Genomic DNA, 22790 nt, shown 5'->3' with positions numbered 1-22790 from the left:
TCTCAAAAAGTTCTTGCTTCGACTCGGGGTATATGAGAACAAATTAGCAACAAAGGTGAGGGAAGGGAGAACACGACATGATCCGCGATATCAAAGCCACCATCGAACGGTCCTCTGACACGCTGCTGGCGGATACGATTGGCGCTGCTGCGCTGGTTGTGATGTTTGTGATCGGTCTGCACCTGCCACTTCTGACCTGAGTTTCTGCCTGCCTGTTCGTGCCGGGCCCGCCGCACCATCTGTCCCCATGCGGTGCAACTGACCTGCCTGTCCTATTTAGGTCCTACGGGAGTGCCTCTTCCTGTTGCGGGATTCCGGAACTGCACACGATCAAGCGACTTTGCCGCCGCCATCCACCCGGATGTGCGGCGGTTTTTTTGTTCAAGGATGTTGCACGGGATAGGGCGCATTTGCCTTGGGCGCGGACATGAAAAAGGCGCCCGCCGGCGCCCTTCGCTTCACTGACATTGGGAATCTGACCCGCAGATCAGGCACAGCTGCGTTCCAGCGCTTGATCAAAAGCTTCCAGCGTGGCCTCCAGCACCAGCATGATCGAGGCGTGGCGGTTTTTGTAATCCCGTGCGGGGATCAGCACCTCCAACCCGTCAAAAGGCGCATCCGGCACCGGGCCTTCGTTTTTCAGCATCTCTTTCAACTGATCGCGGGCCTTTTCCACCATCGATCGGTCCGCACCGATGATAGCGCTGCCCACAACCGAGGCCGCGGCCTGACCCAAGGCGCAGGCTTTCACGTCCTGACCAAAGGCGGCGATTTTGCCGTCCTCCAGCTTGATCTCGACCGTCACGGTCGAGCCACAAAGCGGTGAGCGACGTTTGGCCGTGGCATCCGGCGCATCCAGCTCATCGATATGAGGAATATCGGCGGCCAGTTCCAAGATGCGGGCAGAATAGAGTTTGATCAGGTCGGTCTCGCCGGACATGTCTTTTCCTTTGCTTGCGTTCCTCATAGATAGGGGGCTGAACAGCAGATGCAAAAGGTTTTTCAAATGGCATTCGATCCCAAAGCGCTGAAATTCGATGACAAAGGTCTGATCCCGGCCATTGCACAGGATGCCGAGACCCATGAGGTTCTGATGATGGCCTGGATGAACGCGGAGTCGGTGGCCAAAACGCTGGAGACCGGCAAGGTCACCTATTGGTCACGCTCGCGCCAGAGCTTCTGGGTGAAGGGCGAAAGCTCGGGCCATGTGCAGGAGCTGGTGGATTTCCGCTATGACTGCGATCAGGACTGCATTTTGGTTCTGGTCAAACAGAAAGGCCCGGCCTGCCACACCAACCGCCGCAGCTGTTTCTACACCGCCGTGCGTGATGGCGAGACGGTGGAGTTGATGAGTCCGATGGGGTGATCCCGGGGGTAGGGTAAAGAGTGAGGGGCGTTGCCCCTCGCCGCTTTGCGGCTCACCCCAGAGTATTTTTGGATCATTGAAAGCCGCTAGAGCCCGACCATCTGGCGAATGTCCTGCGGGCTAGCGCCCTCGGCGCGGTAGGTGGCAATGGCGCGAGCATCGTCACGTTTGGCCAGGCGTTTTCCCTGATCGTCGCGGATCAGCCGGTGGTGGTGATAGCGCGGCGTTGGCAGGTTGAGCAGGCGCTGCAGCAACACGTGGATTTGTGTGGCCTCAAACAGGTCAGCGCCGCGCGTGACCTCTGTGATGCCTTGGGTGGCATCATCCAGCACTACGGAGAGGTGATAAGAGGTGCCCATGTCGCGCCGCGCCAGTACGATATCGCCCAGCGTGTCGGGCAAGGTGGCGAGCGCGATCTCATGCTGCGCCGGGTGCTCGCCCGTTTCTTCAAATCGCAGGGGGGCGGGGCCGAGGGCCTCAATCGCTTTGGCGAGATTGAGCCGCAGGGCTTGTTCTGGTATCTCGCCCGGGCGCGGCAGGGCGCGGCAGGTGCCGGGATAGATCAGACCGTCAGGGCCATAAGCGGGCTCAGCGCCTTCTTGCGGGGCGGAAACCGCGGCGAGGATATCGCGCCGATTGCACTGGCAGGGATAGAGCAGCCCGCGATCCCACAGGGTTTGCAGGGCGGCGCGGTATTGCGGCAGGCGATCGGATTGGCGCATCACCGGGGTGGGCCAGCTGAGGCCCAGCCAGTGCAGATCCTCATAGATCTGCGCCTCCCAGGCGGGGCGGGCGCGGCTTTGGTCGATATCTTCGATCCGCAACAGGAACTGCCCGCCGGCGGCCTGCGCCCGGTCAAAGGCCAGCAGCGCTGAATAGGCGTGACCCAGATGCAGCGGCCCTGTGGGGCTGGGGGCAAACCGGGTCACATAGGGCATTGGGTTACCTTAGCTTTGGCCGTCAAGCCATTCCTGGAAAACAACTTTGGCCCGGTCGGTGTAGGCTTTGTAGCGATCCTTGCGGCCGCGACGCCCGCCTTTCAGGCCTTCGACGGGGCGGAACAGGCCGAAGTTTACATTCATCGGCTGGAAGGTTTTGGCCTCGGCCCCGCCGGTGATGTGGTGGATCAGCGCGCCCATTGCGCTGTCTTGCGGTGCGGTCTGCAGATCCTTGCCCAGGATCTCGGCTGCGGCCAGACGACCGGCCAGGAGGCCCATCGCGGCGCTTTCCACATAGCCCTCAACCCCGGTGACCTGACCGGCGAAACGGATGTTTGGGCGCGATTTCAGCCGCATCTGGTCATCCAGCAACGTCGGTGAATTCAGGAAGGTGTTGCGGTGGATGCCGCCAAGGCGGGCAAAGCTGGCGTCCTGCAGCCCCGGGATCATCTTGAACACTTCGGTCTGGGCGCCGTATTTCATCTTGGTCTGGAAGCCAACGATGTTGAACAGCGTACCCAAAGCGTTGTCGCGGCGCAGCTGCACCACGGCGTAGGGTTTGTTGTCCGGATCATGCGGGTTGGTTAGACCGACCGGCTTCATCGGGCCAAAGCGCAGGGTTTCGCGGCCGCGTTCGGCCATCACCTCGATCGGCAGGCAGCCGTCGAAATAGCCGGCGGTTTCACCTTCGTGGAACTCGGTCTTGTCGGCCGCCATCAGCGCGTCGATGAAGGCCTCATACTGGTCTTTGGTCATCGGGCAGTTGAGGTAGGCTTTCTGCTCTTCCTCGGTTTCGCCCTTGTCGTAGCGCGATTGCATCCAGGCCACGTCCATGTTGATCGACTCGGCATAGACGATGGGGGCAATGGCATCAAAAAACGCCAGACGTTCTGATCCGGTTTCGGCCTGAATGGCCGCGCCTAAGGTGGCGGAGGTCAAGGGGCCAGTGGCAAAGATCCAAGTGCCGTCGTCGGGCAGCTCGGTGATCTCACCATATTCGACCGATACATTGGGGTGATCCATCAGCGCCTGGGTGACGCTTTCGGCAAAGGGATCGCGGTCCACGGCCAAGGCGCCACCGGCGGGCAAGCGGTGCTTTTCAGCCATCTGCATGATCAACCCGTTTGCAGCGCGCATTTCCCAATGCAAGAGGCCAACAGCGTTTTGTTCATGATCATCCGAACGGAAGGAGTTCGAACAGACCATTTCGCCAAGGTTGCCGGTCTGATGCGCGAAGGTTTCCACCTCAGGGCGCATCTCATGCAGAACCACCTCAACACCCATGTTGGCTGCCTGCCAGGCGGCCTCGGACCCGGCCATGCCGCCGCCGACGATATGCAATCTTTTATCCATGGGCGCGATGTAGGGCAGATTGATCGTTTTGGAAAGACCCGAAGGGTATCAGAGAGCGCCTCAAGGCTGATCTATCGCCAGGCCAGACGGGACGCTGTCTGGTACGCCAAGGCGGCCGTGTAGGGACGCCTCATCTGTCAGGGCGTCAAGGAAGGCGAGGATCGCGCGCATTTCCGCCTCCTCCAGATCAATGCCGGGCAGCTCATTGGCGGCTGCGATGTCCAGCAGCTCAACCTCATCATCAAGCGCGGCAAAGTCGTTGAGGGGCAGCGGATGCAGCCGCGCTTGCGCACGGTCATAGGTCATCAGGCTGTCGATGGGGCCCATATGGTGCAGCAGCATATGGGTGAGTGTGGAAAAGGCACCGGCATGGCCGTAGGGCGCGGTCTGAGTGACATTTCGCAGTGAGGGGGTGCGGAACCGGTAAAAATCTACCAGCGCGCCGGTCACCAGGTGGCGGCCTGTGTCACCGTAAGGCACCTCACCGCCTTTGCCCGGGCCAATTTGAGGGGTGCCGATGGCGTGAAAATCCTGATCGCTCTGCAACAGGCCCGAATGACACCCTGAGCAGCCCGCCTGCCCGTAAAACAGGGCCATGCCCTGTTGGGCCTGTGCGCTCATCGCGGTGTTATCACCTGCCAGATAGCGGTCAAACGGGCTGTTCACCGCCCGGAACTCATAGGCGATGAAGGCGGCGATGGCATTGGCGATGTCGGGCATTGTGATGGTGCCTGTGCCATTCAGGGCAGTGAAGCGTTGGCGGTATTCAGGGATTGCCGCCACCCGCGCCGCCAGAAGAGCCCAGGCTGCAAATGGATCGCTTTTGGCTACGGCATCAGCCACCGGGTTTTCGTCCGCTTGGCCCGCCATTTCCGCAGCGGACAGGACCGGTAGCATGGCCTGCGCGGCCAGAACGCTGTCGACAGGGCCGGGCAGCGGCCGGTCTGGAGGCATCTGAAACCCAAAAGGCGCCGCGGGATCGGTGGCAACGCGGCCATCATGGAACATGACAGTGACATCGCGTGCGCCAAGGTTCCACAGGGCAGGGGCGTTGCGTGGGATGCGAGCCGTCACTGTTTCGCCGTCGCGCAGCTGGCGGGCCGGGCCAAGGCCGATGCCGCCATCCCCGATCGAGAGAGACATGCCGTCAGAGGTGCCAAGGCTGGGATGGTGACACGTGGCGCAGGCGATCGTTTTATTGCCCGACAGCACAGGGTCATAGAACAGTTTCTGCCCAAGCAGCACTTCGGCTAGATCAGGTTCGGGGAAGGTTGCGTGGGTCGCCGGCCGAGGCAGATCGATAAGATCGCGCTCAGGCAGGTCGGCAGCCAGTGAGAAGCTGGCCGTGAGAGATGTGACGCCGATGGCGACCCAGGCTCGCATGATCAAGAAGCCAGATTTTGGCCTCAATTGAGGCAATAACAGGGGGAAATGCGGCAGGAAAGTGGTCACTTGGAAATAATCGATGTCAATTTTGGAAACATTCTATTGGTTTTCCTGTTGCTGTGCCTCTAGGTCGCGGGCTGCGATCTCACTGATCCCAATCGGGGCTGCGTTTTTCCAGAAAGGCCTGGATGCCCTCTTCGGTGTCGCGATACATCATGTTTTCGACCATCATTTCCCCTGTAAAGGCATAAGCCTCGGCAAGCCCCATTTCCAGCTGCCGGTAAAATGCTTCCTTGCCAATTTTAACCGCGGCGCCCAATTTGCTGGCAACCAATTCGGCCAGGGCGGTGGTTTCCGTGCTCAGCTGATCGGCGGGCACCACTTTGTTCACCAGCCCCAGTTCTGCCGCGCGTTCGGCGGAAATGAATTGGCCGGTTGTCAGCATCTCAAAGGCCTGTTTGCGGGGAATATTGCGGCTGAGCGCCACCATTGGGGTTGAACAGAACAGCCCGATGTTGACGCCATTGACGCCAAAACGTGTGCCTTCGGCCGCAATGGCCATGTCACAGGTGGCGACCAGCTGGCAGCCGGCGGCAGTGGCGATGCCGTGCACTTCGGCGATCACCGGCTGCGGCAGGCGCTGTATGGTTTGCATCATGGTGGCGCAGCGGGCAAAGAGATCGGCAAAATAGGCCTTGCCGCCATCCTCTGCCGCACGTCCCGCCGTCATCTGTTTCAGGTCATGCCCGGCGCAGAACGCCTTGCCCGCGCCGGCGATGACAACGGCGCGGATGCTGCGATCCTCGGCCAGGGTGTCCAGTTCGGATTGCAGGGCTGCCAGCATCTCATCACTCAGCGGATTGAGCTTCTCCGGCACATTCAGTGTCAGCCGCGCCACGGCTTTTGTGTCGCAACGTTCCAAAATCGGCATCTTGTTCTCCTCACCCTGTCACGGCAACTCTAGTCGGCAAGTTCACAAGTGGCCAGAGGAGGTGTGCCATGCCATTGCAAATGACCGCAGCGGAGTTGCAGAATTTTGTAGGCGAAGTTTTTCCACAGGTGAAAGATGACTTTGTCATCGAAGAGCTGGAGGAGATGCGGGTCAAGGTGCGGATGGTCATCGGTGAGCAGCATCTGCGCCCGGGCGGCACCGTTTCGGGGCCATCGATGTTCGCGCTGGCCGATGTGTCGGTCTATCTGGCGGTGATGGCGATGATCGGCCCCAAGGCGCTGGCGGTGACCACCAATTCGTCCCTCGATTTCATGCGCAAACCGGCTGCTGGCGTTGACCTGATTGCGGAGTGCCGTCTGCTGAAGCTGGGCAAAGTACTGGCGGTGGGCGATGTGCTGCTGTTTTCCGAAGGTATGGCAGCACCGGTTGCCCGCGCCGCCATGACCTATTCGATCCCGCCGCGGTGATTGTGTTGTAGTTGAGTTCAATCCAGGATAGTTATCATTTTCATATAGATAATTTTGGGTTGATTTTCAATGTTCGGAAAAACATCTTTCTTGGCCGTCGTCATGATTGCGTTCGGCTCACTTTCGCCGGCAAATGCCTTTGATGCCAGTCGGCATTTGAAACTTGCTAGCTGTGAGTTTGGCGATCCCACGAAGTTCGAAGACTGTGCGAAACTTGAGCGTGAGCGGTGTCAACGTGTCGTCGACAGGCTGAGTCTGTCGACTGCGGGTGGCTTATATGCGTGCGGTGATGAATACGGACAGCAGGCCGACATGCTACTGAATCGTCATTATAAAAAGGCTGTAGCGGTCGCGCGGGAGGCAGATCGTCAGTGGAATGGCCATGTCGAGCGCGAGCAGATGCTACGTGAAGCCCAGCGGAGTTGGATCGTCTATAGAGACAAGACCTGTGAGATTAATGCAAGTTGGCGCCGGATCATGGGGGGAATGGATAGTGTTATAGCTGACTGCGTCGCGGAGCTGAGCATCAAGCAAATTCAGGTGTTAAGCTCTAGCGTGCCATTCGACGAGCCTTGGTGATCTTGAGTCAAAGTTATATCAAACGAAAAAGAGGCCGAGGATCTCTCCTCGGCCCCAGTGACGTTCAAGCGCGGACGGGGATGTCAAGCACGCCAGAACGGGCGACGGGCCTCCGTATAAGCCGCGTCACGTGACAGACCGACATCCATAAGCAAGTGATCGGGCAGCGCACGAAGCGCTTTGCGCGTATGATGTCGGCGATGCCAAACGGTCAGCACAACAGCAAATTTCAAGGCAAGTTGCGCCACGATCGGGGCGGTGCGACCCAGATCATAGGTGATGACGGTGTGGACGGTCATTGTTTCGGCGTTTTGCATTGTATTGCCCTCAATTGTATTGACACAATATAACAAGATGGCTACAGGTGTTGTGATACAAATCTCGATACAATACGTCTAGGAAAACATTGTTATGGGTACAAATTGGGTGCCGGACCTGAGTCAATCCGGAAAATCCAAGTACAAAGCCCTCGCCAACGCGATCCGCGATGCGGTGGCCAATGATCTGTTGTCCAGCGGTGACAGGCTGCCCCCGGTGCGTGAGCTGGCCTATCAGATGTCCGTGACCCCGGGGACGGTGGCGCGGGCCTATTCGGTATTGACAGAAGAGGGCGTGCTGAGCGCCGGCGTGGGCCGCGGCACCTTTGTGGCTGAGGCGGCAACACGCAGCGATCCCTCCCATGAATGGCCGCAGATGCTGTCCCTGCGCAGCCCGCTGCTGCCGGATATGGGGCAGGGCGATATGATCCGCGATGCGATGCGCAAAACCGCTGACAATATCGGCGGGCGCGATCTGCTGAGCTACCCGACACGGGCCATGGATCTGCCCCTGCGCCGGGCCCTGCGCCGCTGGATGTCGGATCTGCCCATCGGGGCCTTCACCGCCGAAGAGCTGGTGCTGACCCATGGCGCACAAAACGCGATCACAACCGTGATGCAGACTGTGCTGACCGGGCCGGAGCCTGTGGTGGCGGTTGAGGATCTGACCTACACCGGGTTCCGGCGGGCGGCGGCCCTGTGCCGGGCGCGGGTGGTCAGCGTGCAAACGGATGAGGAGGGGCCGGTGGTGGCCCATCTGGAAAAGCTGGTGCGCGAAGAAGGCGTGCAGCTGTTTTGTACCTCCTCCGAGGTGAACAATCCCACGGTACGCTTCACCTCCGCCCGCCGTCGTCAGGAAATTGCCAAGCTGGCCCGCCGTCTGGGGCTGCATGTGCTGGATGACGATTGCTATTCGATCGGCAATCATACCGCCGAAAGCTACTATTCGCTGTTGCCGGAACTGGGCTGGTATGTGTCTTCGCTGTCCAAGGCGCTGTCGCCAGCCTTGCGGGTGGGTTATGTGCTGGCGCCGAAAGCCTACGTGCCGGATCTGGAGCGGACGGCGCATTTCAGCTCCTTCGGTTTGGCGCCGCCGCTGACCGATCTGGCGCTGCGCTTCATGGAGGATCAGCGCCTGCTGACTGTGGCCGCGAAGGTGCGGGCGCGGGTCAACGACCTGGTCCGGGTCGCGGTCAATCATCTGGGCGGATATGATGTGGCCTGGAATGAAGATGTGCCGCTTTTGTGGCTGCGGCTGCCCTATGGCTGGCGCACGGCACAGTTTGTCCACGCGGCGGAAAACAGCGGCGTTCTGGTGCGTAGCGCCGAAGAGTTCACCCTGCGTGACGGCAATCCGCCCCATGCGGTGCGCATCGCGGTCAACGGGATGGTCGATCCCGAGTGTTTTGAGGATGGCATCATCCGTCTGGTCAAGCTTTTGGACAATCCGCGCGAAGAAATCGGGGTCTGAGAGGGGTTTGCGGATGGGGTATTTTAATACCTATTTTGCAAAGCATTGATTTCAAACAATTAAATCATCATTAAGTCTGTTGACCGTGCAAATAGGCGCTGTATAACCCCGCAATCGAATTCGGAAATCGGGGTTTGCCCTATTTCCACCACTGAACAAGGGTACTCCCGCGATGAAAACCTTCTCTGCTACTCCGGCAGACATCGAGAAGAAATGGATCATCATCGACGCCGAAGGCGTGGTGCTGGGCCGTCTCGCTTCGATCGTCGCCATGCGTCTGCGTGGCAAGCACAAGCCGTCCTTCACTCCTCACATGGACATGGGCGACAACGTGATTGTCATCAACGCTGACAAGATCCAGCTGTCCGGCAACAAGCGTGCCGACAAAAAATACTACTGGCACACCGGTCACCCGGGCGGCATCAAGCACCGCACCGCGGGTCAGATCCTGGAAGGCGCCTATCCTGAGCGCGTTGTCACCGCAGCCGTCAAGCGCATGCTGCCGGGCAACCGCCTGAGCCGCAAGCAGATGACCAACCTGCGCGTCTACGCCGGTGCTGAGCACCCGCACGAAGCCCAAGCCCCCGAAGTTGTGGACGTGAAGTCCATGAACTCGAAGAACACCCGGAGCTAATCGATGACTGATCAAATCAATTCGCTCGAAGAGCTGGGCGCAGTTGCTGGCGACGTTGCCGAAGCAGCCGTTGAAGTAGAAGTAAACCGTGAGCCGGTTCGTGACGAACTTGGCCGCGCATATGCCACCGGTAAGCGTAAAGACGCTGTTGCCCGTGTTTGGATCAAGCCGGGTTCCGGCAAGGTCACCGTAAACGGCCGCGACATGAGCGTTTACTTCGCCCGTCCGGTTCTGCAGCTGATCCTGCGTCAGCCGTTCGAAGTTGCTGGCGTTGAAGGTGAGTTTGACGTGATCGCGACCGTTAAAGGTGGTGGTCTGACCGGTCAGGCTGGTGCGGTTAAGCACGGCATCTCCAAAGCGCTGCAGCTTTACGAACCGTCGCTGCGTGGCGCTCTGAAAGCCGCTGGCTTCCTGACCCGTGACTCGCGCGTTGTTGAGCGTAAGAAATACGGTAAGCGTAAAGCACGTCGTTCCTTCCAGTTCTCGAAGCGTTAATCTGCTTCCTGGAAGACAAGTTTCAAAGGGTCGCCTTCGGGCGGCCCTTTTTCGTTTGCGTGGCGGCTGCGATTGGGCTTTGTCGATAGCTGGTAGCTTTTTGCCTAAAATTTCAGGCTAATTTATCACGTTAAGCGCCTGTTTAGCTTGTGCCGCGCTCTTTAACCTGACCATTGCACCTATTCAGGGGCAGGAGGGCACGCATGTGCATGCTACCTGCAAATCGTGGGGCCGCTGTCTTAGTGGGATCATCTTGGTGCTACTCTTGGTGCTGGCAGTTCTGGCGCTGTTCGAAGTGGGGGCTGCCAATGGGCGGTGACCACCCTGTCGATCAGCTTTTATGGCGTGACGATTGTCGTCGCCGCTGAGATCGGCACGGCGCAGATCGTCACGGCAGAGAAAACATCAGAGATATTGGAGATTTTGCGGGCGCAGGCGGATCCCGGCAAGGATCACTGATCGCTGTCGATCAGCCCCAACCCCCGCAGGTAGATGCCGATGCCGGTTTCCAGCAGGTCGTCCGGCGGAAAGGGCGATTGGCTGCCGGGGGAGTTTCGGGCAAACAGTTCCACCACGCCGTGGCTCATCGCCCAGACATGGGCGGAAAACATGCTGGCGGGGGGGCGTTTTTCCGGCGGGATATGTTCCGACAGTTCAGTGGCTGCCCGTTCCATCACATCGCGGGCACGTTGCGCAACCGCCGCCAGTTCCGGGGTTTTGTTGACCGAGATTCCGCTTTCGAACATGGCGATGTAATGACCGGGATATTTGCGCGCAAAGGCCAGGTAAGCACGCCCCGTGGCCTCAAAAGCAGCCAGCGCTGAGGGTTGGCCGGACTCGTAGGCATATTGCATCACATCGGCAAAGATCTCATAGCCCTGACGCGCCGCTTCGGCGATCAGATCCTCACGTCCGGCAAAATGGCGATAGACCGCCGCCGGGGTGACGCCCGCAGTTTTTGCTGCCTCTGACAGGGTGAAGCCGGTGGGGCCTTTTTCCTCAATCAGATGCAGGGCCGCTTCGACCAGCGCCTGGCGCAGGTTGCCGTGATGATAGCCGCGTTTAGCCATCCCAGATCTCGGGGCCTCCACAAATCGATGTGTCCTGCGCGCCAAGTGCCTGCGTGTCCTTATGCGAATAGTCCAATCCGGCAAGGACATGGCGAATGGCGGCCAGTCGAGCCCGCTTTTTGTCATCCGAACGTATAATTGTCCACGGCGCAGTCACGCTATGGCTGCGATTTAGCGTTTCTTGGATGGCGCTTGTGTAGCTGTCCCAGCGTTTCAGCCCCTCAACATCGATCCAGCTGAGTTTCCACTGTTTCAACGGGTCGCCTTCGCGTTTCAGGAAACGGCGCAGCTGCTCGCCGCGCCCGACGTTCAACCAGAACTTCACCAGATGGATGCCGTCATCCACCAGCATGTTTTCAAAGGCACCGACCTGGGAAAAGAAATGTTCGCGCTGATCATCCGTGCAGAAGTCAAAGACCTTTTCGACAACGCCGCGATTGTACCAGCTGCGGTCAAAAAACGCGATTTGTCCGGCACTGGGCAGGTGATCGATGTAGCGCTGGAAATACCATTGGGTCTGTTCCACCTCAGTCGGCTTTGACAGGGCGACAACCTTCGCGCCCCGGGGATTGAGGTTTTCACGGAACCTTTTGATCGTGCCGCCCTTGCCGGCGGCGTCGCGTCCTTCAAACACAATTGCAATGCGCGCCCCGGTTTCGCGTGCCCAGCTTTGCATTTTGACCAGCTCAATCTGCAGCGCGGCCATCTCGGCCTCATAGGTTTTGCGCTTGATCTCTTCGCGGTAGGGGTAGCTTGGCGACAGGATGTCATCTTTGCCGGCGCGGCGCAGCTGCTCGCGGATCACTGCGGGGGCATCGGTCTGGTGATACTGGCTGATCGCGCCGTCAAAGGGCAGGGGCATCCGGGGCACTCCGGTCAAAGGACGAGGGTTTATGTCCCTGTAATATGGGGGCTTTGGCGGATTAGCGCAATCCGGCACGATGGGCGGCGCGGTGAATGATGCGCATCACATCTTCGCGCGCCACATGGTGGGGCATATGGCCGATGCCGCGCAGCAGGGTCAGGTTGGAGTCGACGATCTTCTTGGCCAGCGGCATGGCGTGAATATCGACCGAGACCGTGCGATCCGCCTCACCGTGTATGATTTCCGTCGGCGTGGTGATCGAGGCGTAAAGCGGTTCCAAGGCGGCCAGTTCGCGCACCAGATTGGCCCGGTGCAGCGCGTTGGTGCGCAGACACTTGCGGCGCAGGGTCAAGGGCGCGCCGATATGGCTGCCATACCCCAGCGGCGGGCGTTGCGGGGCAAAAACCTCAGCCAGTTCGCTTTGCACTTTGCTGTCGGGCAGGAAGGCGGTGATCAGCGGCGCGGAAAACTGGCTGAGCACCGGGTTGGAGTTCAGCCAGTAATGCAGAGGCATGCCGGGATCAAACGGGTAGGCCGGGGCGCCCAGCGTCACCAGCGCGGCCAGGCGGTTGGGAAACCGCGCAGCCCAGGCCAGCGCAACCGATCCGCCATAGGACTGGCCCACCACAATGGGCAGATGTGCACCAAGGGCGCCGGCAGCCTTTTTCAAAACACGCGCCTGTTCGACGATCGAGTTGTCGGAGGGCAAAATGTCCGTGTAGCCCATGCCAGGGCGATCCATCACCAAAACGCGGTAGCTGCTGGCCAGACGATCCGCCAGCGAATGGGTGAAATCGCGTGAATTGCCCGAAAGGCCGTGGATCAGCACCACATCCGGGCCGCTTTCGCCTTTGACAACCACATGAACCTTGCGGCCGTCGACGTCGATAAACTCTCCTTCAGGCGGAAAGTCTTTTTCCGCCTGAAGCTCTGCCGCGCTGGCGCGGATATGTGTCCATCCGCCCAGACCAGTCAGCAAAACAAGAAGAGTGGTTAGGGCGTCAGTCACGTCTCTCGCTGCCGATGTCGTCCATATTGAACGCGGTTGTCTGGTAAATCTGGTTGATCCAGTTGCCGTAAAGCAGATGCGCGTGGCTGCGCCAGCGGTTCTGCGGATCGCGGGAGGGATCATCCTCGGGGTAGTAGTTCATCGGCACGTTGATTTCGGTGCCCGCCTCCACGTCGCGGTCGTATTCTTCTTTCAGCGTGCCACTGTCATATTCGAAGTGGTTGAAGATATAGAGCGCCCGGTGTTTGGGATCCTCAATCAGGCAGGGGCCCACCTCATCACTGCCCAAAAGCGTCACGAGGTCCGACTTTCCGTCCACCTCGGACTGGCTGATTTCAGTCCAACGGCTGACCGGGATCACGCAGTCATCCGAAAACCCGCGCAGATAGGGCGAGGCCGGGGCGCGGTTTTGATGGCGGAAGCAACCAAAGGCCTTGTGGTCCAGCATATGTTTGGCGACACCGTTGAAATGGTGGATCATCGCCATGCCCCCCCAGCAAACGCCGAAGGTAGAATGCACATTGGTCTGGGTCCATTCAAAGACCTCAGTCAGTTCCTGCCAATAGGTGACCTCTTCAAACGGCAGATGCTCAATCGGCGCGCCGGTGATGATCAGCCCGTCAAACTTCTCACCCGAGGCTTTGACCTCGTCAAACGGGCGGTAGAAGCTGGCCATATGTTCGGCGGCGGTGTTTTTGGTCTGATGTTCACTCATCCGGATGAGTGTCAGCTCAATCTGCAACGGGGTGGCGCCGATCAGACGGGCAAACTGGTTCTCCGTCTGGATCTTTTTCGGCATCAGATTGAGCAGCCCGATTTTCAGCGGTCGGATGTCCTGCCGCATGGCCCGGTCGTCCGACATCACCATCACGCCTTCGCGCGAAAGCACGTCAAAGGCAGGCAGGTCGGCGGGCAGTTTAATCGGCATTTTATCCGGGCTCCTCTGGAAGCATTGGGTGATTACGAAAGTCGAAACCTAGGGTGGGTTTCAGCTGTGCTCAAGTGACTTTGCAATCAACATGCCGAAATCTTCAGCGGATTTGACCGTGGCCACCTCTTCCATGGTCAGCGTGATGCCCCAATTGCGCGCCATCGCCTCATAGCGCGGCTGACGGTGGGCCAGCGCCTGGGCATAGGTCCAGCGGATAAACTCATCAGGGTCGACCTGTTCCGGGGTCATTTTGAACAGGGTCAGATACTCGGTCCAGACCCGATCAAGGAAGGCCGCCTGATAGGACATCGGCTTGGGTGCACGATCAAAGCGGCGGATCAACTCATCGGTATGGGCCTCATCACCCTTCAGCCAGACCAGCAGGGTGTTGTTGGCAAGCGTCTTCAGGATCGGATCGTTGGGATCTTCGGGATCCACCCATTCACAGATCGACCCACCGGTGTCGCAGATGAAATGCGGATAGCCATAAAGCGCCTCAGCACGCTCAATGAAATAGGTGGTGTCCATCAGCGCCTTGATCTCGGCCTGACGGAACTGTTCCTGACGGCGGGTGTATTCCTCATAAGGCAGGCCGCCCTTGGCCGGATCGCCGGGTTTGCCCAGATAGGAAGACACCGGCGTCAGGTTCTCAAAGGTGATGTTGGAGCTGATATGGATCGAATCCGACATCAAGAGTTCCCGCAGGAACGGCACCTTCATAGCCTCACGTTTGGCGTTGTCGGCGATGTATTCGCCCATGTAGCGGGTGCCGATGCGGTAATCGATGGAGTAGTGAAACCAGTCGCCCTGATCGCGCAGAATGTTGGACAGGAAGGTTTTGCCCAACCCCGACATGCCAAAAAACAAGATGCGCTTCTGCGGCGCCTTCAGCCAATCGTTTGCACTGCGATAGATCATGTCTTTCCCCGTATTGCTGCTAGTGTCCTAGCTTTGGCCGCCTGAAGCGTCAATGTTTCAAAGGGGGAAGGCGGCGCCGGCCGCTAAAGGGCCGGTGCCTGTTGCAGCGGTGCCGAGGTTTTCAACATCCGCGCTGGGTCTGGACGACGTTGGAAAATCCGTTCTGTTGGGGGATCTGCGGGCGTTGGGAACAGATCCGTCACCTGCTGACGTGCCGCTGCGACCGGAACAGCGGCGACGATTTCCGAAAATTCGGGGTGGTCACCAAAGTTACAGAGCGATCCGGTGGCTTTGAATTTTTCCCTGTGCGCGGTGTCCAGACCGTCCAGCACAGGGGCAGTGATGCGGCGCAACCCGCTCAGGGTGTCTGGGCTGAGGAAGCCCGGGACGATGACATATCCATCGCGTTCAAAGCGGGTTTTAAGCTGCGACATGTGGGGTGTCCTGTGTCAGATGAAGCTGGCCATCGGCAAGCGTGCCAATGGCGTCAAGGTCTTGGTTGAGAAAGGTTAACGAAGCTGCTGCGCCCTGACGGATCTGGGCCAGATCCGGGCGGCCAATGGCGCGGGCGGGATTGCCAGCTGCCATGCGTAAGGCATCGGGCAGGGGAATGCCCACCTGCTGGACCATATTGCGCAGCGCCTCATCCATCGCCAGATGCGCCCCCGCCAGCGTTCCCTTGGCATCGCTCAACCGATTGCCATCGCGATGAATCTCCACACCATGGATCTGGAACTGCCTGGTCGTGCCGGCCAGCGTCAGCATGGCATCGGTGACCAGACACAGGTGATCGGGCATCAAACGCGCGGCAATGCCGACATTGGCAAAATCAACATGCACCCCATCTGCGATGATCCCGGCATAGAGCTGCCGGGCGGCCAAAACAGCGCCCACCACCCCCGGTTCACGGCTGGTCAGCGGGGACATGGCGTTCCACAGATGGGTGGCGCCGCGCAGGCCTTCGCGGATCGCGCCTTGCATCTCTGCATGGCTGGCGGCGGAATGTCCGGCGAAAACCGTTACGCCCGCATCGCTCAGGCGGCGGATCTGACCCGCCGCGGTGCATTCGGGCGCAAGCGTCAGCAAAAGCGTGCCGCAGGTGCCCTCAGCGGCGCTGGCCTGCAGAAACTGCATGTCCTCAGAACCAAGCGGGCGAATGCAGTGGGCTGGGTGAATGCCGGGGCGGTTGGGAGACAAAAACGGCCCCTCCAGATGCACACCGGCAATGCCCGGGGTGCCACCCGCGCGGGCCTCAGCCACGGCGGCGACGGCCTGTTGATAGCGGGTGCCCTCATCGGTGATGAAGGTCGGCAGGATATGGGCGCTGCCCCCCTGACGGGCGCCATGGGCAATATCCGCGACCGCTGCGGCGTCGGTCTGATCATTGAATTGCACGTCATTGGCGCCATTGATCTGAAGGTCGATAAACCCCGGCGCGGCGATGGCCACCTGCAGGTCCACATCGCCCTGACGGGGGGTGATCGCGGCGACGCGGCCCTGTTGCACCTCAATCACCACATCCTGCAGTGGTTCATTTGAACTGCCGTCATAAAGCTGCGCAGCGGCGATACGCAGATCCTTCGCGGGGCTTAGCGTGTTAGGCGGCATCTTCACGGCCCTCCGGGTGAACGGTGTGGTAATAATCAAGGTGCTGCAGCTCAGCGGCCGCGGCGGCATCCAGAACCACGGTGGTGTTCTGGTGCATCTGCAGGCTGGAGGCCGGGCAGGCCGCGCTCAGCGGGCCCTCGATCATCTGCGCTGCGGCTTTGGCTTTGCTGGGCCCGGTGGCCAGCAGCACGATTTCCCGCGCGTCCAAAATGGTGCCGATGCCCACGGTGATGGCGTATTTTGGCGGTTGCTCCCCCGCCGCAAAATAGCGCTTGTTGGCGGCAAGCGTGGCACTGGTCAGGGTTTTCACCCGGGTGCGCGACGCCAGTGAGGAGCTGGGTTCGTTAAACCCGATATGGCCATTGGGCCCCAGGCCCAAAAGCTGCAGATCAATCGGTCCGTTCGCCGCGATCAGCGCATCATACCGGGCGCTTTCAACATCTGCGTCTGGGGCGTCCCCCCTGGGCAGATGGGTGTGACCCGGTGCAAAATCCGTCTGTGCAAACAGCGTGTCCTGCATGAAGTGATGGTAGGAACAGGGATGATCCGGGGCCAGACCAACATATTCATCCAGGTTTAAGCTGAGGGTTTCGGCAAAAGACACCTGTCCGGTGCGGTAGGCGGTGACAAGCCTTTGATAGACCGGCGGCATCGTGCCCCCGGTTGCCAACCCCAGCCGGGCCTGCGGCTTGGCCCGGACGGTGGTGAGGATCTGCTGCGCCACGCGTTCTGCAGCGGCTTCGGAGGTTGGGAAGATCAGGATTTTCATTTGGTATTACCAAATCCTCTAATTTGGTGCGAAACTGATCTGCTATAGCGGATATTTGGCCAATCGCAAAAGATTTTTGGCAGGTACTTGACCGAATTCCACATTTTGGTATCTCCATATGCAAGAATTCGGAGGCCAAAATGGCAAATGTCGATGATATCACCCTCGCGCAGGCATCCACCGGTGCAGAACGCCTGGCGGAGACGCTGATGGAAGAGATCCGTTCAGGCGTGATTGCGGATGGCGCGCCCTTGCCGTCTGAACGGGATCTTTGCGCCCGGTTTGATGTGTCGCGCCCCTTGGTGCGGGCGGCGCTGATGCAGCTGCAGCTGCGCGGCTACGCCAGTCAGGAGGCCACCCGACGTCCACGTGCCTGCAAGCCAACCGTGGGCCGGGTCTTTGCGGCGGCGGGGGCAGGTCTGCGCGATGTTTTGGGCACGGTGGAGGCCACCGCCCATATGGACCAGATGCGCCAGTTCATTGAGGTTGGGGCGGTGCGCCAGGCCGCGCAGGAGGCTTCGAACCTGCAGCTGGCCCAGATCCACCGGGCGTTGGAACGGTGTTATGCGGCGTTGCAGGATGATGCGCGTTTTGCCCGGGCGGACGCGGATTTTCACCGGGCCATCGTGGCCGTGGTGCAAAACCCGATCCTGTTGGAACTGCACGACCGCTTTGTTTTTGACATGGTGGCCAGCCGCCCCACCGCGCCCGAACGGGTGGAGATGAACCGGCAAAGCTACGAAGAACACCGCCAGATCTATGAGGCGATTGCCGCCAGCAACCCTGAGGCCGCGATGGAGATTATGGATCGCCACCTGTCCCGCGCCTATCGCAGCCGGCTCAGTAAACCCGCGCGCCTGTCCCCAGACACCGCTGGATAACCCGAAAGAAAGCACACCAATGACTGTTTTGACCCAGTTGCGTCAGGGCCTTGTGGCCTCTTGCCAGCCCGTGGATGACGGCCCGATGGATGATCCCCGGATCACCGCGGCCATGGCCCTTGCGGCCGAAGCCGGCGGCGCAAATGGCCTGCGGATCGAAGGGCTGGACAATCTGGCCGCAACCCGGCCTATGACCAAACTGCCGATCATTGGCATTGTGAAACGCGACCTGGACGACTCCGAGGTGCGGATCACCCCGTTTTTGGAAGATGTAGCCGGGTTGGCGGATCTGGGCGCGGATATCATCGCCTATGATGCCACCCAACGCCCCCGCCCAGTGCCAACCGCAGACATCGTTGCGGCGATCAAAGCCGCGGGTAAGCTGGCGATGGCCGATGCGGCAACGCTGGCCGATGGCGTACAGGCGCTGGCGGAGGGGACAGATATCCTTGGCACCACCCTGTCGGGTTATGCTTATGAGATTGCGCCTGCCGGTGCCGGGCCGGATTATTCGCTGATCCGCGCCTACAAAGACCTAGGTGTCTTTGTCATGGCGGAGGGGCGTCTCAACACCCCCGCACGCGCGGAGGAGGCCATGCGGCAGGGCGCTGACTGTGTGACCGTCGGCAGCGCGATCACCCGGGTGGAGCATATCACCGGCTGGTTTGCCGCAGCGGTGGCGCGGGGCGCAGATGACTGAGGTGTCTCAGATAACCGCGCCGTCGGGCGTTGCTGTTGATTTTGGCGGTACCAAAATCTCAGCCACGCGGCTGGTCAATGGCGCGCCGCAGGACAGTTTGAAAGTTGCCACCGACGGTACCGCCTCCGCCGCAGAACAGGTGGCGGCGATCTGTGACTTGCTGGATCAGCTGGCGCTGCAGCCGCAGGAAGTGGTCGGCGTAGCGCTTGCAGGCCGTGTGGACCGGGAGGGCTGCTGGCATGCGCTGAACACCGAAACTCTCAGCGATGTGCAGGCCGTGCCGTTGCGCGCCATGCTGTCAGAGCGCCTGGCGCGTCCGGTCGCCGTGCAAAATGATGCGGTGGCGGCTGCGATTGGCGAATACCACTTCGGTGCCGGTCAGGGCTGTCGCGATTTCGCCTTCCTGACCGTCTCCACCGGTGTCGGCGGCGGGTTGGTGCTGGACGGCCGTCCCGTGATATCGGCGCGGGGGCTGGCGGGGCATGTGGGGTTCACCACCTCAACCCTTGGCGATCGCCGCTGTGGCACGGGGCGGATGAATACGGTGGAAAGCCGTGCCTCAGGGCGTGCGATCGCCCATTATGCCGCTGAAATGGGCCAGGATGGCCTGACCGCCAAGGATGTATTTGAAGCGCATCTTGCCGGCAAGGACTGGGCCAGCGAGTTGATTGCGACCAGCGCCCAAGCGGTGGCTGAACTGATTGGCAACCTGACCTCACTGCTGGATCTGGACCGGGTCGCAATTGGCGGCAGCATCGGCATGGCCGAGGGTTATCTGGATCAGGTCCGCGCCCATCTGGCGGCGGAGCCTGCAATTTTCCGACCTGACGTGGTGCCTGTCGCTTTAAGGGCTGAGGCAGCCCATGTGGGGGTTCTGACGCTGCGCTGATAGACACGAACCTCTAGCCAGAAGGCCCTAGAGCTCCCCGGCGCGGCGGATCTGATCCAGCGTTTCTGGAGCTAAGGGCGTGCCATCCGGGGCCAGGGCGTGACCTGAGAACACCGCCACATGTGCCGGGATCAGCGTGTCGTTCCGGGCCTCCTCGACAAAGATGTGTTTGGTGTTTTTCGCAGGCACATCCAGCCAATTGGGATCGTCCAACGTGCCACTGTAGAGCCCCGCCGCACCGCCAAACCGATCAAAGGTCTGATAAAGCTTGGTGCCGCAGGTGTCGCAGAAATGGATATGGATCGCCTCACCGCTTCCCGCGGAAATATGGGTGTACCGCTTCGGCGTGCCCTGCAGCAGGGCAATATCCGCAGCGGGCAGGGCGGGCTGTGTCATCTGCGCCGCCCCGGTGGAACGCTGGCAAAACCGGCAGTGGCAGATGGTCAGCCGCTCGGGCATTTTTGCAATCTCATAACGGATCGCACCGCAAAGGCAGCCGCCCTGCGCTGTGCTGGTCTTGATCGGATTTGCTTGGTGTGCCTCTGCCATATCTATACCCCCTTGATAACGTTCCGCTATTAGCGCGTCCCAAAGGGGCTGCGGCAAGCGGTTTTATCCGTGAAACGCCGTTTTCAACGCCGCCACATAGTCCCGCAACATCTGCCCGCCGATCACTGTGTTGACGCCCGCCACCTCACCGGCGTGGAACATGCCGGGATAACTGCGAAACGTGGCGGGCACGCCGGCCGCGTTCAGCCGTGCCGCATAATCGCGATCCTCATCATGGAAGAGGTCCACATCCCCCACCGGAATGAAGGCCGGGGGCAGGCCGCTGAGGTCAACGGCCCGCGCCGCCGCAGCCCCTGCCGGGGCCTCAGCCCGCGGGGTGCCGTTCAGATACATCTCCCAGGCGGACAGGCTGTCAGCCCGGCACCAGACCGGGTGATCCACCTCCTGGCCCGAGGCAGTGTCATGCAGGTTGTCGATCATCGGATAGAGCAGCAGCTGAAAACAGATCGGCAGGTTGCCATTGTCGCGATTGTGCAGGCACAGGCCCGCCGCCAAGCCACCCCCGGCACTGGCCCCGCCCACCGCGATGCGGCTGGGATCAATGTTGAGGCGCTGCGCATTGTCATGCGCCCATTTCAGCGCGGCAAAACTGTCCAGCATACCCGCCGGAAAGGGATGTTCGGGGGCCAGCCGGTAATCGACGGAAATCACGGTGCAGTTTGCCCCTTCGGCAAAAAGGGGCCCGTTCCAGGTATCCTCCCCATGGCCCATGATGTAGCCGCCGCCATGCAGCCAGATCAGGCAGGGTTTGGCACCGCCACCCGGCTGTTCCGGACCCTCAAAGATATAGAGGTCCACCGCGCCGTCTGGCCCCTCAATCACCTCTTTACGGGGCAGGGTGCTGCCCCCCATCGGGCGGCTGCCATAGCGTTCGGCAGAGCGTTTGCGGATCAACGCCATCGTGTCGCGCAGGATCGGGATCATCGGGTCATCCGCCACAAAGGTGGTCAGCAGCTCCGGGTCAACGCGGGTCAGTTGGCGCATTCAAGTTTCTCCAAATCGGTGATCCAGTCAGACAGCAGCGGATCCTGCGTCGACCGGAGGAAGTCTGTCAGCCCGGTGCGCAGGTCGTTCAAGTGAACGGCGGCAGCCGGGTCTGTTGCCAAGTTGTGGCATTCGCCGGGATCTTTTGCCAGATCAAAGAGTTCCTCACCCTGACCGCGGTGCCAGATGTATTTCAGCGCGCCGCGCTGGATCATGCGCCAATCGGTGACTTTCATCCAATCGCCCAGCGGGGTGTGCAGAGGGGGGATGGCGTGATGGTGTTTTCAAAACAGAGGCCCTCCGCCGCCAGCCGATCCAGATGCGGAGTTTTGCAGGGCGTCTGACCCAGAAACCCCAAGGTATCCGCGCGCTGCTGATCGGTCAGGATCAGCAGGATGTTGGGCTGTGTCTCTGGCATCGTTTCTAACCTGTTAACGCGCGCCGGCCATAAGTTGGCCGACGCAATTTCTTTTAGAAATGTGTGTTTAGTCGGTGAAGTTTACCTTTTCACCATCCCAGCTGATCAGGAAGCTCCCGGCGCGGGGTTTGCGATCACTGCCTTCGCCACCGACAACCAGCAGGCCATCATCCGTGGTGAATGTGGCGCCATAGGCCAGACCTTCGGGCAAGTCGTTAACCTGTTTCCAGGCCCCGTTGAGGCGCACGTAAACGTCATCATTCCAGGTTTTCGTCAGGCCCTGATGGCTGAACCACTGACCGGCAAAGGCATTGGCCCGCGCGCCGGGGAAGTTGGCGCCACCGGCTACGATCAATGCGCCGTTGGACCAGCCCGCATAGGGCGCGGCCAGACCTTCGGACAGATCATCGCCCGCCTTTGTCGGGATCGGGGCCACCTGTTGCCAGCTGGCGGTATCGCCGCTGAAGGAAACCTGTTTGATCTGTGGCGTGCGCAGGCCCGGTTTGATCTCCCCATTGATCAGCAGGATGTCATCGCCACTTTCGACAAGGGCGGCACCGGTGTTGGGTAAATAGGGATTGTCCCCCAGATCGGCCCATGAATTGGTTGAAATAGTGTAGACCAAGGTCTTGGAATTCCAGCGATAATCACTGGGTTTCATCCCCATGTAGTCATCTACGATCTTTTGCCACTTCTCAGGCTCTGCCTCCTTATCGGTGGTCAGAACATCGTTCAGATACTGATCAAACAGCTCTTTGTTGTAGCCGCCAAAGATGGCAATCCGGTCGTCATCCAGCGCGAACCCCGTGGCGCCCAGCAGGCCCGCAGGCGTCTGGGTGTCCAGCTTGGCCCAGCTGTTGGTGGCCAGATCGTAGGCATGTACATCGGTGAAAATGATCGGCGCCACGTCATCGGCATTGACCTTGCCGGAGCCCGAGAAGACGTAGAGTTTGCCGCCCGCCAGCGCCGAAGCTGCGCCAGATGGCACCGGGCCGGGGAAACTGGCCAGCACCTGCCAGCCAGCGACGGGATCCGCCAGATCCATCGAAAACAGCGCATCGCCGCCGGAACCAAGCCCGATCACCGCCGTGGTGCCGGATTGGCCAGACACGCCGTTTTTGATCGCGGTGGGCAGATCGGGCCAGCTGTTAGCCATGGCCCCGGTGGCGAGAAGGGAGAGGGTTGTTGCAGCAACCCCGCTCTTCAAATTTGCAAACATA

General features: G+C 60.2%; 30 protein-coding genes. 11 read left to right on the top strand and 19 right to left on the bottom strand.

The genetic code is table 11. From position 1 onward, the window contains the following. The first annotated feature begins 77 nt into the window (after positions 1-77). A complete protein-coding gene (locus TL5118_RS21710; protein ID WP_278044373.1) occupies positions 78-200 on the top strand; it encodes a hypothetical protein in 123 nt (40 codons plus the stop codon). 287 nt (positions 201-487) lie between these two features. Here TL5118_RS21710 and TL5118_RS07970 read toward each other — a convergent pair whose 3' ends face one another. Continuing rightward, positions 488-940 carry an iron-sulfur cluster assembly scaffold protein gene (locus TL5118_RS07970; RefSeq protein ID WP_058243668.1) on the bottom strand — a complete coding sequence of 151 codons (453 nt, stop codon included), beginning with the start codon at positions 938-940 and terminating at the stop codon, positions 488-490. 48 nt (positions 941-988) lie between these two features. On the opposite strand from TL5118_RS07970, the gene hisI reads away from it, so the two are divergent. Then, positions 989-1366, top strand: coding sequence for a phosphoribosyl-AMP cyclohydrolase (gene hisI, locus TL5118_RS07965; protein WP_082626286.1), 378 nt, complete (start codon positions 989-991; stop codon positions 1364-1366). 86 nt (positions 1367-1452) lie between these two features. Here the strand turns inward: hisI and gluQRS are convergent, their stop codons facing one another. The 4 genes from gluQRS to TL5118_RS07945 all read right to left on the bottom strand — a co-directional run bounded on the left by gluQRS (position 1453) and on the right by TL5118_RS07945 (position 5974). After that, a complete protein-coding gene (gene gluQRS, locus TL5118_RS07960; protein WP_058243670.1) occupies positions 1453-2304 on the bottom strand; it encodes a tRNA glutamyl-Q(34) synthetase GluQRS in 852 nt (283 codons plus the stop codon). A gap of 9 nt (positions 2305-2313) precedes the next feature. Then, on the bottom strand, positions 2314-3657 hold the full coding sequence (trmFO, locus tag TL5118_RS07955; RefSeq protein ID WP_058243671.1) for a methylenetetrahydrofolate--tRNA-(uracil(54)-C(5))-methyltransferase (FADH(2)-oxidizing) TrmFO: 1344 nt from the start codon (positions 3655-3657) through the stop codon (positions 2314-2316). Positions 3658-3717: 60 nt separating this feature from the next. Continuing rightward, positions 3718-5040, bottom strand: a complete 1323-nt coding sequence (locus TL5118_RS07950) for a cytochrome-c peroxidase (RefSeq protein ID WP_058243672.1) — start codon at positions 5038-5040, stop codon at positions 3718-3720. A gap of 148 nt (positions 5041-5188) precedes the next feature. Further along, a complete protein-coding gene (locus tag TL5118_RS07945; RefSeq protein ID WP_058243673.1) occupies positions 5189-5974 on the bottom strand; it encodes an enoyl-CoA hydratase in 786 nt (261 codons plus the stop codon). A gap of 68 nt (positions 5975-6042) precedes the next feature. Between TL5118_RS07945 and TL5118_RS07940 the strand changes: the two genes are divergently transcribed. Together TL5118_RS07940 and TL5118_RS07935 are read left to right on the top strand one after the other, a co-directional pair. Further along, entirely contained in the window at positions 6043-6462 is a 420-nt protein-coding gene (locus TL5118_RS07940; protein WP_058243674.1) for a PaaI family thioesterase, read from the top strand. 69 nt (positions 6463-6531) lie between these two features. Further along, on the top strand, positions 6532-7041 hold the full coding sequence (locus TL5118_RS07935; protein ID WP_082626287.1) for a lysozyme inhibitor LprI family protein: 510 nt from the start codon (positions 6532-6534) through the stop codon (positions 7039-7041). Positions 7042-7124: 83 nt separating this feature from the next. Here TL5118_RS07935 and TL5118_RS07930 read toward each other — a convergent pair whose 3' ends face one another. Continuing rightward, a complete protein-coding gene (locus TL5118_RS07930; protein ID WP_242601755.1) occupies positions 7125-7358 on the bottom strand; it encodes a DUF1127 domain-containing protein in 234 nt (77 codons plus the stop codon). A 94-nt stretch (positions 7359-7452) separates the two neighbouring features. Here TL5118_RS07930 and TL5118_RS07925 point away from each other — a divergent pair, with 94 nt between their 5' ends. From TL5118_RS07925 to TL5118_RS21355, 4 genes are all read left to right on the top strand, one after another. Beyond that, the gene (locus TL5118_RS07925; RefSeq protein WP_058260777.1) at positions 7453-8829 is read left to right on the top strand and encodes an aminotransferase-like domain-containing protein; all 1377 of its coding nucleotides are present in this window, start codon (positions 7453-7455) and stop codon (positions 8827-8829) included. 172 nt (positions 8830-9001) lie between these two features. After that, positions 9002-9463: a 50S ribosomal protein L13 gene (gene rplM / locus TL5118_RS07920; RefSeq protein ID WP_058243677.1), complete on the top strand. Its 462-nt coding sequence runs from the start codon at positions 9002-9004 to the stop codon at positions 9461-9463. A gap of 3 nt (positions 9464-9466) precedes the next feature. After that, complete coding sequence (gene rpsI / locus TL5118_RS07915; protein ID WP_058243678.1) at positions 9467-9958, top strand: 30S ribosomal protein S9; 492 nt, start codon at positions 9467-9469, stop codon at positions 9956-9958. A 315-nt stretch (positions 9959-10273) separates the two neighbouring features. After that, the gene (locus TL5118_RS21355; protein WP_165590030.1) at positions 10274-10417 is read left to right on the top strand and encodes a hypothetical protein; all 144 of its coding nucleotides are present in this window, start codon (positions 10274-10276) and stop codon (positions 10415-10417) included. Here the strand turns inward: TL5118_RS21355 and TL5118_RS07910 are convergent. From TL5118_RS07910 to nagB, 8 genes are all read right to left on the bottom strand, one after another. Continuing rightward, entirely contained in the window at positions 10411-11028 is a 618-nt protein-coding gene (locus TL5118_RS07910) for a TetR/AcrR family transcriptional regulator (protein WP_058243679.1), read from the bottom strand. The two genes, TL5118_RS21355 and TL5118_RS07910, sit on opposite strands and share 7 nt — an antisense overlap. Further along, complete coding sequence (ppk2, locus tag TL5118_RS07905; protein WP_058243680.1) at positions 11021-11890, bottom strand: polyphosphate kinase 2; 870 nt, start codon at positions 11888-11890, stop codon at positions 11021-11023. The genes TL5118_RS07910 and ppk2 overlap by 8 nt, the downstream gene beginning before the upstream one ends. A gap of 61 nt (positions 11891-11951) precedes the next feature. Then, positions 11952-12902, bottom strand: coding sequence for an alpha/beta fold hydrolase (locus TL5118_RS07900; protein ID WP_058243681.1), 951 nt, complete (start codon positions 12900-12902; stop codon positions 11952-11954). Further along, a complete protein-coding gene (gene metA / locus TL5118_RS07895) occupies positions 12895-13830 on the bottom strand; it encodes a homoserine O-acetyltransferase MetA (RefSeq protein ID WP_058243682.1) in 936 nt (311 codons plus the stop codon). Before metA ends, TL5118_RS07900 begins: the two co-directional genes overlap by 8 nt. Before the next feature lie 60 nt (positions 13831-13890). Next, positions 13891-14751 carry a hypothetical protein gene (locus TL5118_RS07890; protein ID WP_058243683.1) on the bottom strand — a complete coding sequence of 287 codons (861 nt, stop codon included), beginning with the start codon at positions 14749-14751 and terminating at the stop codon, positions 13891-13893. Between the two features lie 83 nt (positions 14752-14834). After that, the gene (locus TL5118_RS07885; RefSeq protein ID WP_058243684.1) at positions 14835-15185 is read right to left on the bottom strand and encodes a phytanoyl-CoA dioxygenase family protein; all 351 of its coding nucleotides are present in this window, start codon (positions 15183-15185) and stop codon (positions 14835-14837) included. Further along, positions 15172-16359 carry an N-acetylglucosamine-6-phosphate deacetylase gene (nagA, locus tag TL5118_RS07880; protein WP_058243685.1) on the bottom strand — a complete coding sequence of 396 codons (1188 nt, stop codon included), beginning with the start codon at positions 16357-16359 and terminating at the stop codon, positions 15172-15174. Before nagA ends, TL5118_RS07885 begins: the two co-directional genes overlap by 14 nt. After that, the gene (gene nagB / locus TL5118_RS07875) at positions 16349-17128 is read right to left on the bottom strand and encodes a glucosamine-6-phosphate deaminase (protein WP_058243686.1); all 780 of its coding nucleotides are present in this window, start codon (positions 17126-17128) and stop codon (positions 16349-16351) included. Before nagB ends, nagA begins: the two co-directional genes overlap by 11 nt. A 140-nt stretch (positions 17129-17268) precedes the next feature. Here nagB and TL5118_RS07870 point away from each other — a divergent pair, with 140 nt between their 5' ends. From TL5118_RS07870 to TL5118_RS07860, 3 genes are read left to right on the top strand one after another with little or no spacing between them, the layout of a single operon-like run. After that, complete coding sequence (locus TL5118_RS07870; protein ID WP_058243687.1) at positions 17269-18009, top strand: FCD domain-containing protein; 741 nt, start codon at positions 17269-17271, stop codon at positions 18007-18009. Positions 18010-18028: 19 nt separating this feature from the next. After that, positions 18029-18709, top strand: coding sequence for an N-acetylmannosamine-6-phosphate 2-epimerase (locus TL5118_RS07865; RefSeq protein ID WP_058243688.1), 681 nt, complete (start codon positions 18029-18031; stop codon positions 18707-18709). Continuing rightward, a complete protein-coding gene (locus TL5118_RS07860; RefSeq protein ID WP_082626289.1) occupies positions 18702-19598 on the top strand; it encodes an ROK family protein in 897 nt (298 codons plus the stop codon). The genes TL5118_RS07865 and TL5118_RS07860 overlap by 8 nt, the downstream gene beginning before the upstream one ends. Before the next feature lie 27 nt (positions 19599-19625). On the opposite strand, the gene TL5118_RS07855 is transcribed toward TL5118_RS07860, so the two are convergent. The 5 genes from TL5118_RS07855 to TL5118_RS07835 form a co-directional block, all read right to left on the bottom strand. Next, positions 19626-20147 (bottom strand): GFA family protein, encoded by a 522-nt coding sequence (locus TL5118_RS07855; protein ID WP_058243690.1) that lies wholly within the window; start codon positions 20145-20147, stop codon positions 19626-19628. A 63-nt stretch (positions 20148-20210) separates the two neighbouring features. Next, complete coding sequence (locus tag TL5118_RS07850; RefSeq protein ID WP_058243691.1) at positions 20211-21152, bottom strand: alpha/beta hydrolase; 942 nt, start codon at positions 21150-21152, stop codon at positions 20211-20213. Beyond that, complete coding sequence (locus TL5118_RS07845) at positions 21140-21388, bottom strand: hypothetical protein (protein ID WP_058243692.1); 249 nt, start codon at positions 21386-21388, stop codon at positions 21140-21142. The genes TL5118_RS07850 and TL5118_RS07845 overlap by 13 nt, the downstream gene beginning before the upstream one ends. Beyond that, complete coding sequence (locus tag TL5118_RS07840) at positions 21385-21570, bottom strand: sulfatase-like hydrolase/transferase (protein ID WP_058243693.1); 186 nt, start codon at positions 21568-21570, stop codon at positions 21385-21387. Before TL5118_RS07840 ends, TL5118_RS07845 begins: the two co-directional genes overlap by 4 nt. Positions 21571-21637: 67 nt before the next feature. Then, the gene (locus TL5118_RS07835) at positions 21638-22789 is read right to left on the bottom strand and encodes an N-acetylneuraminate epimerase (protein ID WP_058243694.1); all 1152 of its coding nucleotides are present in this window, start codon (positions 22787-22789) and stop codon (positions 21638-21640) included. Position 22790: the final 1 nt, after the last annotated feature.

The organism is Thalassovita autumnalis (assembly GCF_001458255.1).
In the GTDB taxonomy this organism is placed as follows: Bacteria; Pseudomonadota; Alphaproteobacteria; order Rhodobacterales; family Rhodobacteraceae; genus Thalassobius; species Thalassobius autumnalis.
The sequence above is the reverse complement of the archived record's forward strand: the minus strand, read 5'-3'. Positions and strand labels throughout refer to the sequence as shown.

Bases quoted from the DNA above. Each gene is read 5' to 3' on its own strand.
- TL5118_RS21710 (WP_278044373.1), top strand. From the start codon at position 78: ATGATCCGCGATATCAAAGCCACCATCGAACGGTCCTCTGACACGCTG.
- TL5118_RS07970 (WP_058243668.1), bottom strand. From the start codon at position 940: ATGTCCGGCGAGACCGACCTGATCAAACTCTATTCTGCCCGCATCTTG.
- hisI (WP_082626286.1), top strand. From the start codon at position 989: ATGCAAAAGGTTTTTCAAATGGCATTCGATCCCAAAGCGCTGAAATTC.
- gluQRS (WP_058243670.1), bottom strand. From the start codon at position 2,304: ATGCCCTATGTGACCCGGTTTGCCCCCAGCCCCACAGGGCCGCTGCAT.
- trmFO (WP_058243671.1), bottom strand. From the start codon at position 3,657: ATGGATAAAAGATTGCATATCGTCGGCGGCGGCATGGCCGGGTCCGAG.
- TL5118_RS07950 (WP_058243672.1), bottom strand. From the start codon at position 5,040: ATGCGAGCCTGGGTCGCCATCGGCGTCACATCTCTCACGGCCAGCTTC.
- TL5118_RS07945 (WP_058243673.1), bottom strand. From the start codon at position 5,974: ATGCCGATTTTGGAACGTTGCGACACAAAAGCCGTGGCGCGGCTGACA.
- TL5118_RS07940 (WP_058243674.1), top strand. From the start codon at position 6,043: ATGCCATTGCAAATGACCGCAGCGGAGTTGCAGAATTTTGTAGGCGAA.
- TL5118_RS07935 (WP_082626287.1), top strand. From the start codon at position 6,532: ATGTTCGGAAAAACATCTTTCTTGGCCGTCGTCATGATTGCGTTCGGC.
- TL5118_RS07930 (WP_242601755.1), bottom strand. From the start codon at position 7,358: ATGCAAAACGCCGAAACAATGACCGTCCACACCGTCATCACCTATGAT.
- TL5118_RS07925 (WP_058260777.1), top strand. From the start codon at position 7,453: ATGGGTACAAATTGGGTGCCGGACCTGAGTCAATCCGGAAAATCCAAG.
- rplM (WP_058243677.1), top strand. From the start codon at position 9,002: ATGAAAACCTTCTCTGCTACTCCGGCAGACATCGAGAAGAAATGGATC.
- rpsI (WP_058243678.1), top strand. From the start codon at position 9,467: ATGACTGATCAAATCAATTCGCTCGAAGAGCTGGGCGCAGTTGCTGGC.
- TL5118_RS07910 (WP_058243679.1), bottom strand. From the start codon at position 11,028: ATGGCTAAACGCGGCTATCATCACGGCAACCTGCGCCAGGCGCTGGTC.
- ppk2 (WP_058243680.1), bottom strand. From the start codon at position 11,890: ATGCCCCTGCCCTTTGACGGCGCGATCAGCCAGTATCACCAGACCGAT.
- metA (WP_058243682.1), bottom strand. From the start codon at position 13,830: ATGCCGATTAAACTGCCCGCCGACCTGCCTGCCTTTGACGTGCTTTCG.
- TL5118_RS07890 (WP_058243683.1), bottom strand. From the start codon at position 14,751: ATGATCTATCGCAGTGCAAACGATTGGCTGAAGGCGCCGCAGAAGCGC.
- TL5118_RS07885 (WP_058243684.1), bottom strand. From the start codon at position 15,185: ATGTCGCAGCTTAAAACCCGCTTTGAACGCGATGGATATGTCATCGTC.
- nagA (WP_058243685.1), bottom strand. From the start codon at position 16,359: ATGCCGCCTAACACGCTAAGCCCCGCGAAGGATCTGCGTATCGCCGCT.
- nagB (WP_058243686.1), bottom strand. From the start codon at position 17,128: ATGAAAATCCTGATCTTCCCAACCTCCGAAGCCGCTGCAGAACGCGTG.
- TL5118_RS07870 (WP_058243687.1), top strand. From the start codon at position 17,269: ATGGCAAATGTCGATGATATCACCCTCGCGCAGGCATCCACCGGTGCA.
- TL5118_RS07865 (WP_058243688.1), top strand. From the start codon at position 18,029: ATGACTGTTTTGACCCAGTTGCGTCAGGGCCTTGTGGCCTCTTGCCAG.
- TL5118_RS07860 (WP_082626289.1), top strand. From the start codon at position 18,702: ATGACTGAGGTGTCTCAGATAACCGCGCCGTCGGGCGTTGCTGTTGAT.
- TL5118_RS07855 (WP_058243690.1), bottom strand. From the start codon at position 20,147: ATGGCAGAGGCACACCAAGCAAATCCGATCAAGACCAGCACAGCGCAG.
- TL5118_RS07850 (WP_058243691.1), bottom strand. From the start codon at position 21,152: ATGCGCCAACTGACCCGCGTTGACCCGGAGCTGCTGACCACCTTTGTG.
- TL5118_RS07845 (WP_058243692.1), bottom strand. From the start codon at position 21,388: ATGAAAGTCACCGATTGGCGCATGATCCAGCGCGGCGCGCTGAAATAC.
- TL5118_RS07840 (WP_058243693.1), bottom strand. From the start codon at position 21,570: ATGCCAGAGACACAGCCCAACATCCTGCTGATCCTGACCGATCAGCAG.
- TL5118_RS07835 (WP_058243694.1), bottom strand. From the start codon at position 22,789: ATGTTTGCAAATTTGAAGAGCGGGGTTGCTGCAACAACCCTCTCCCTT.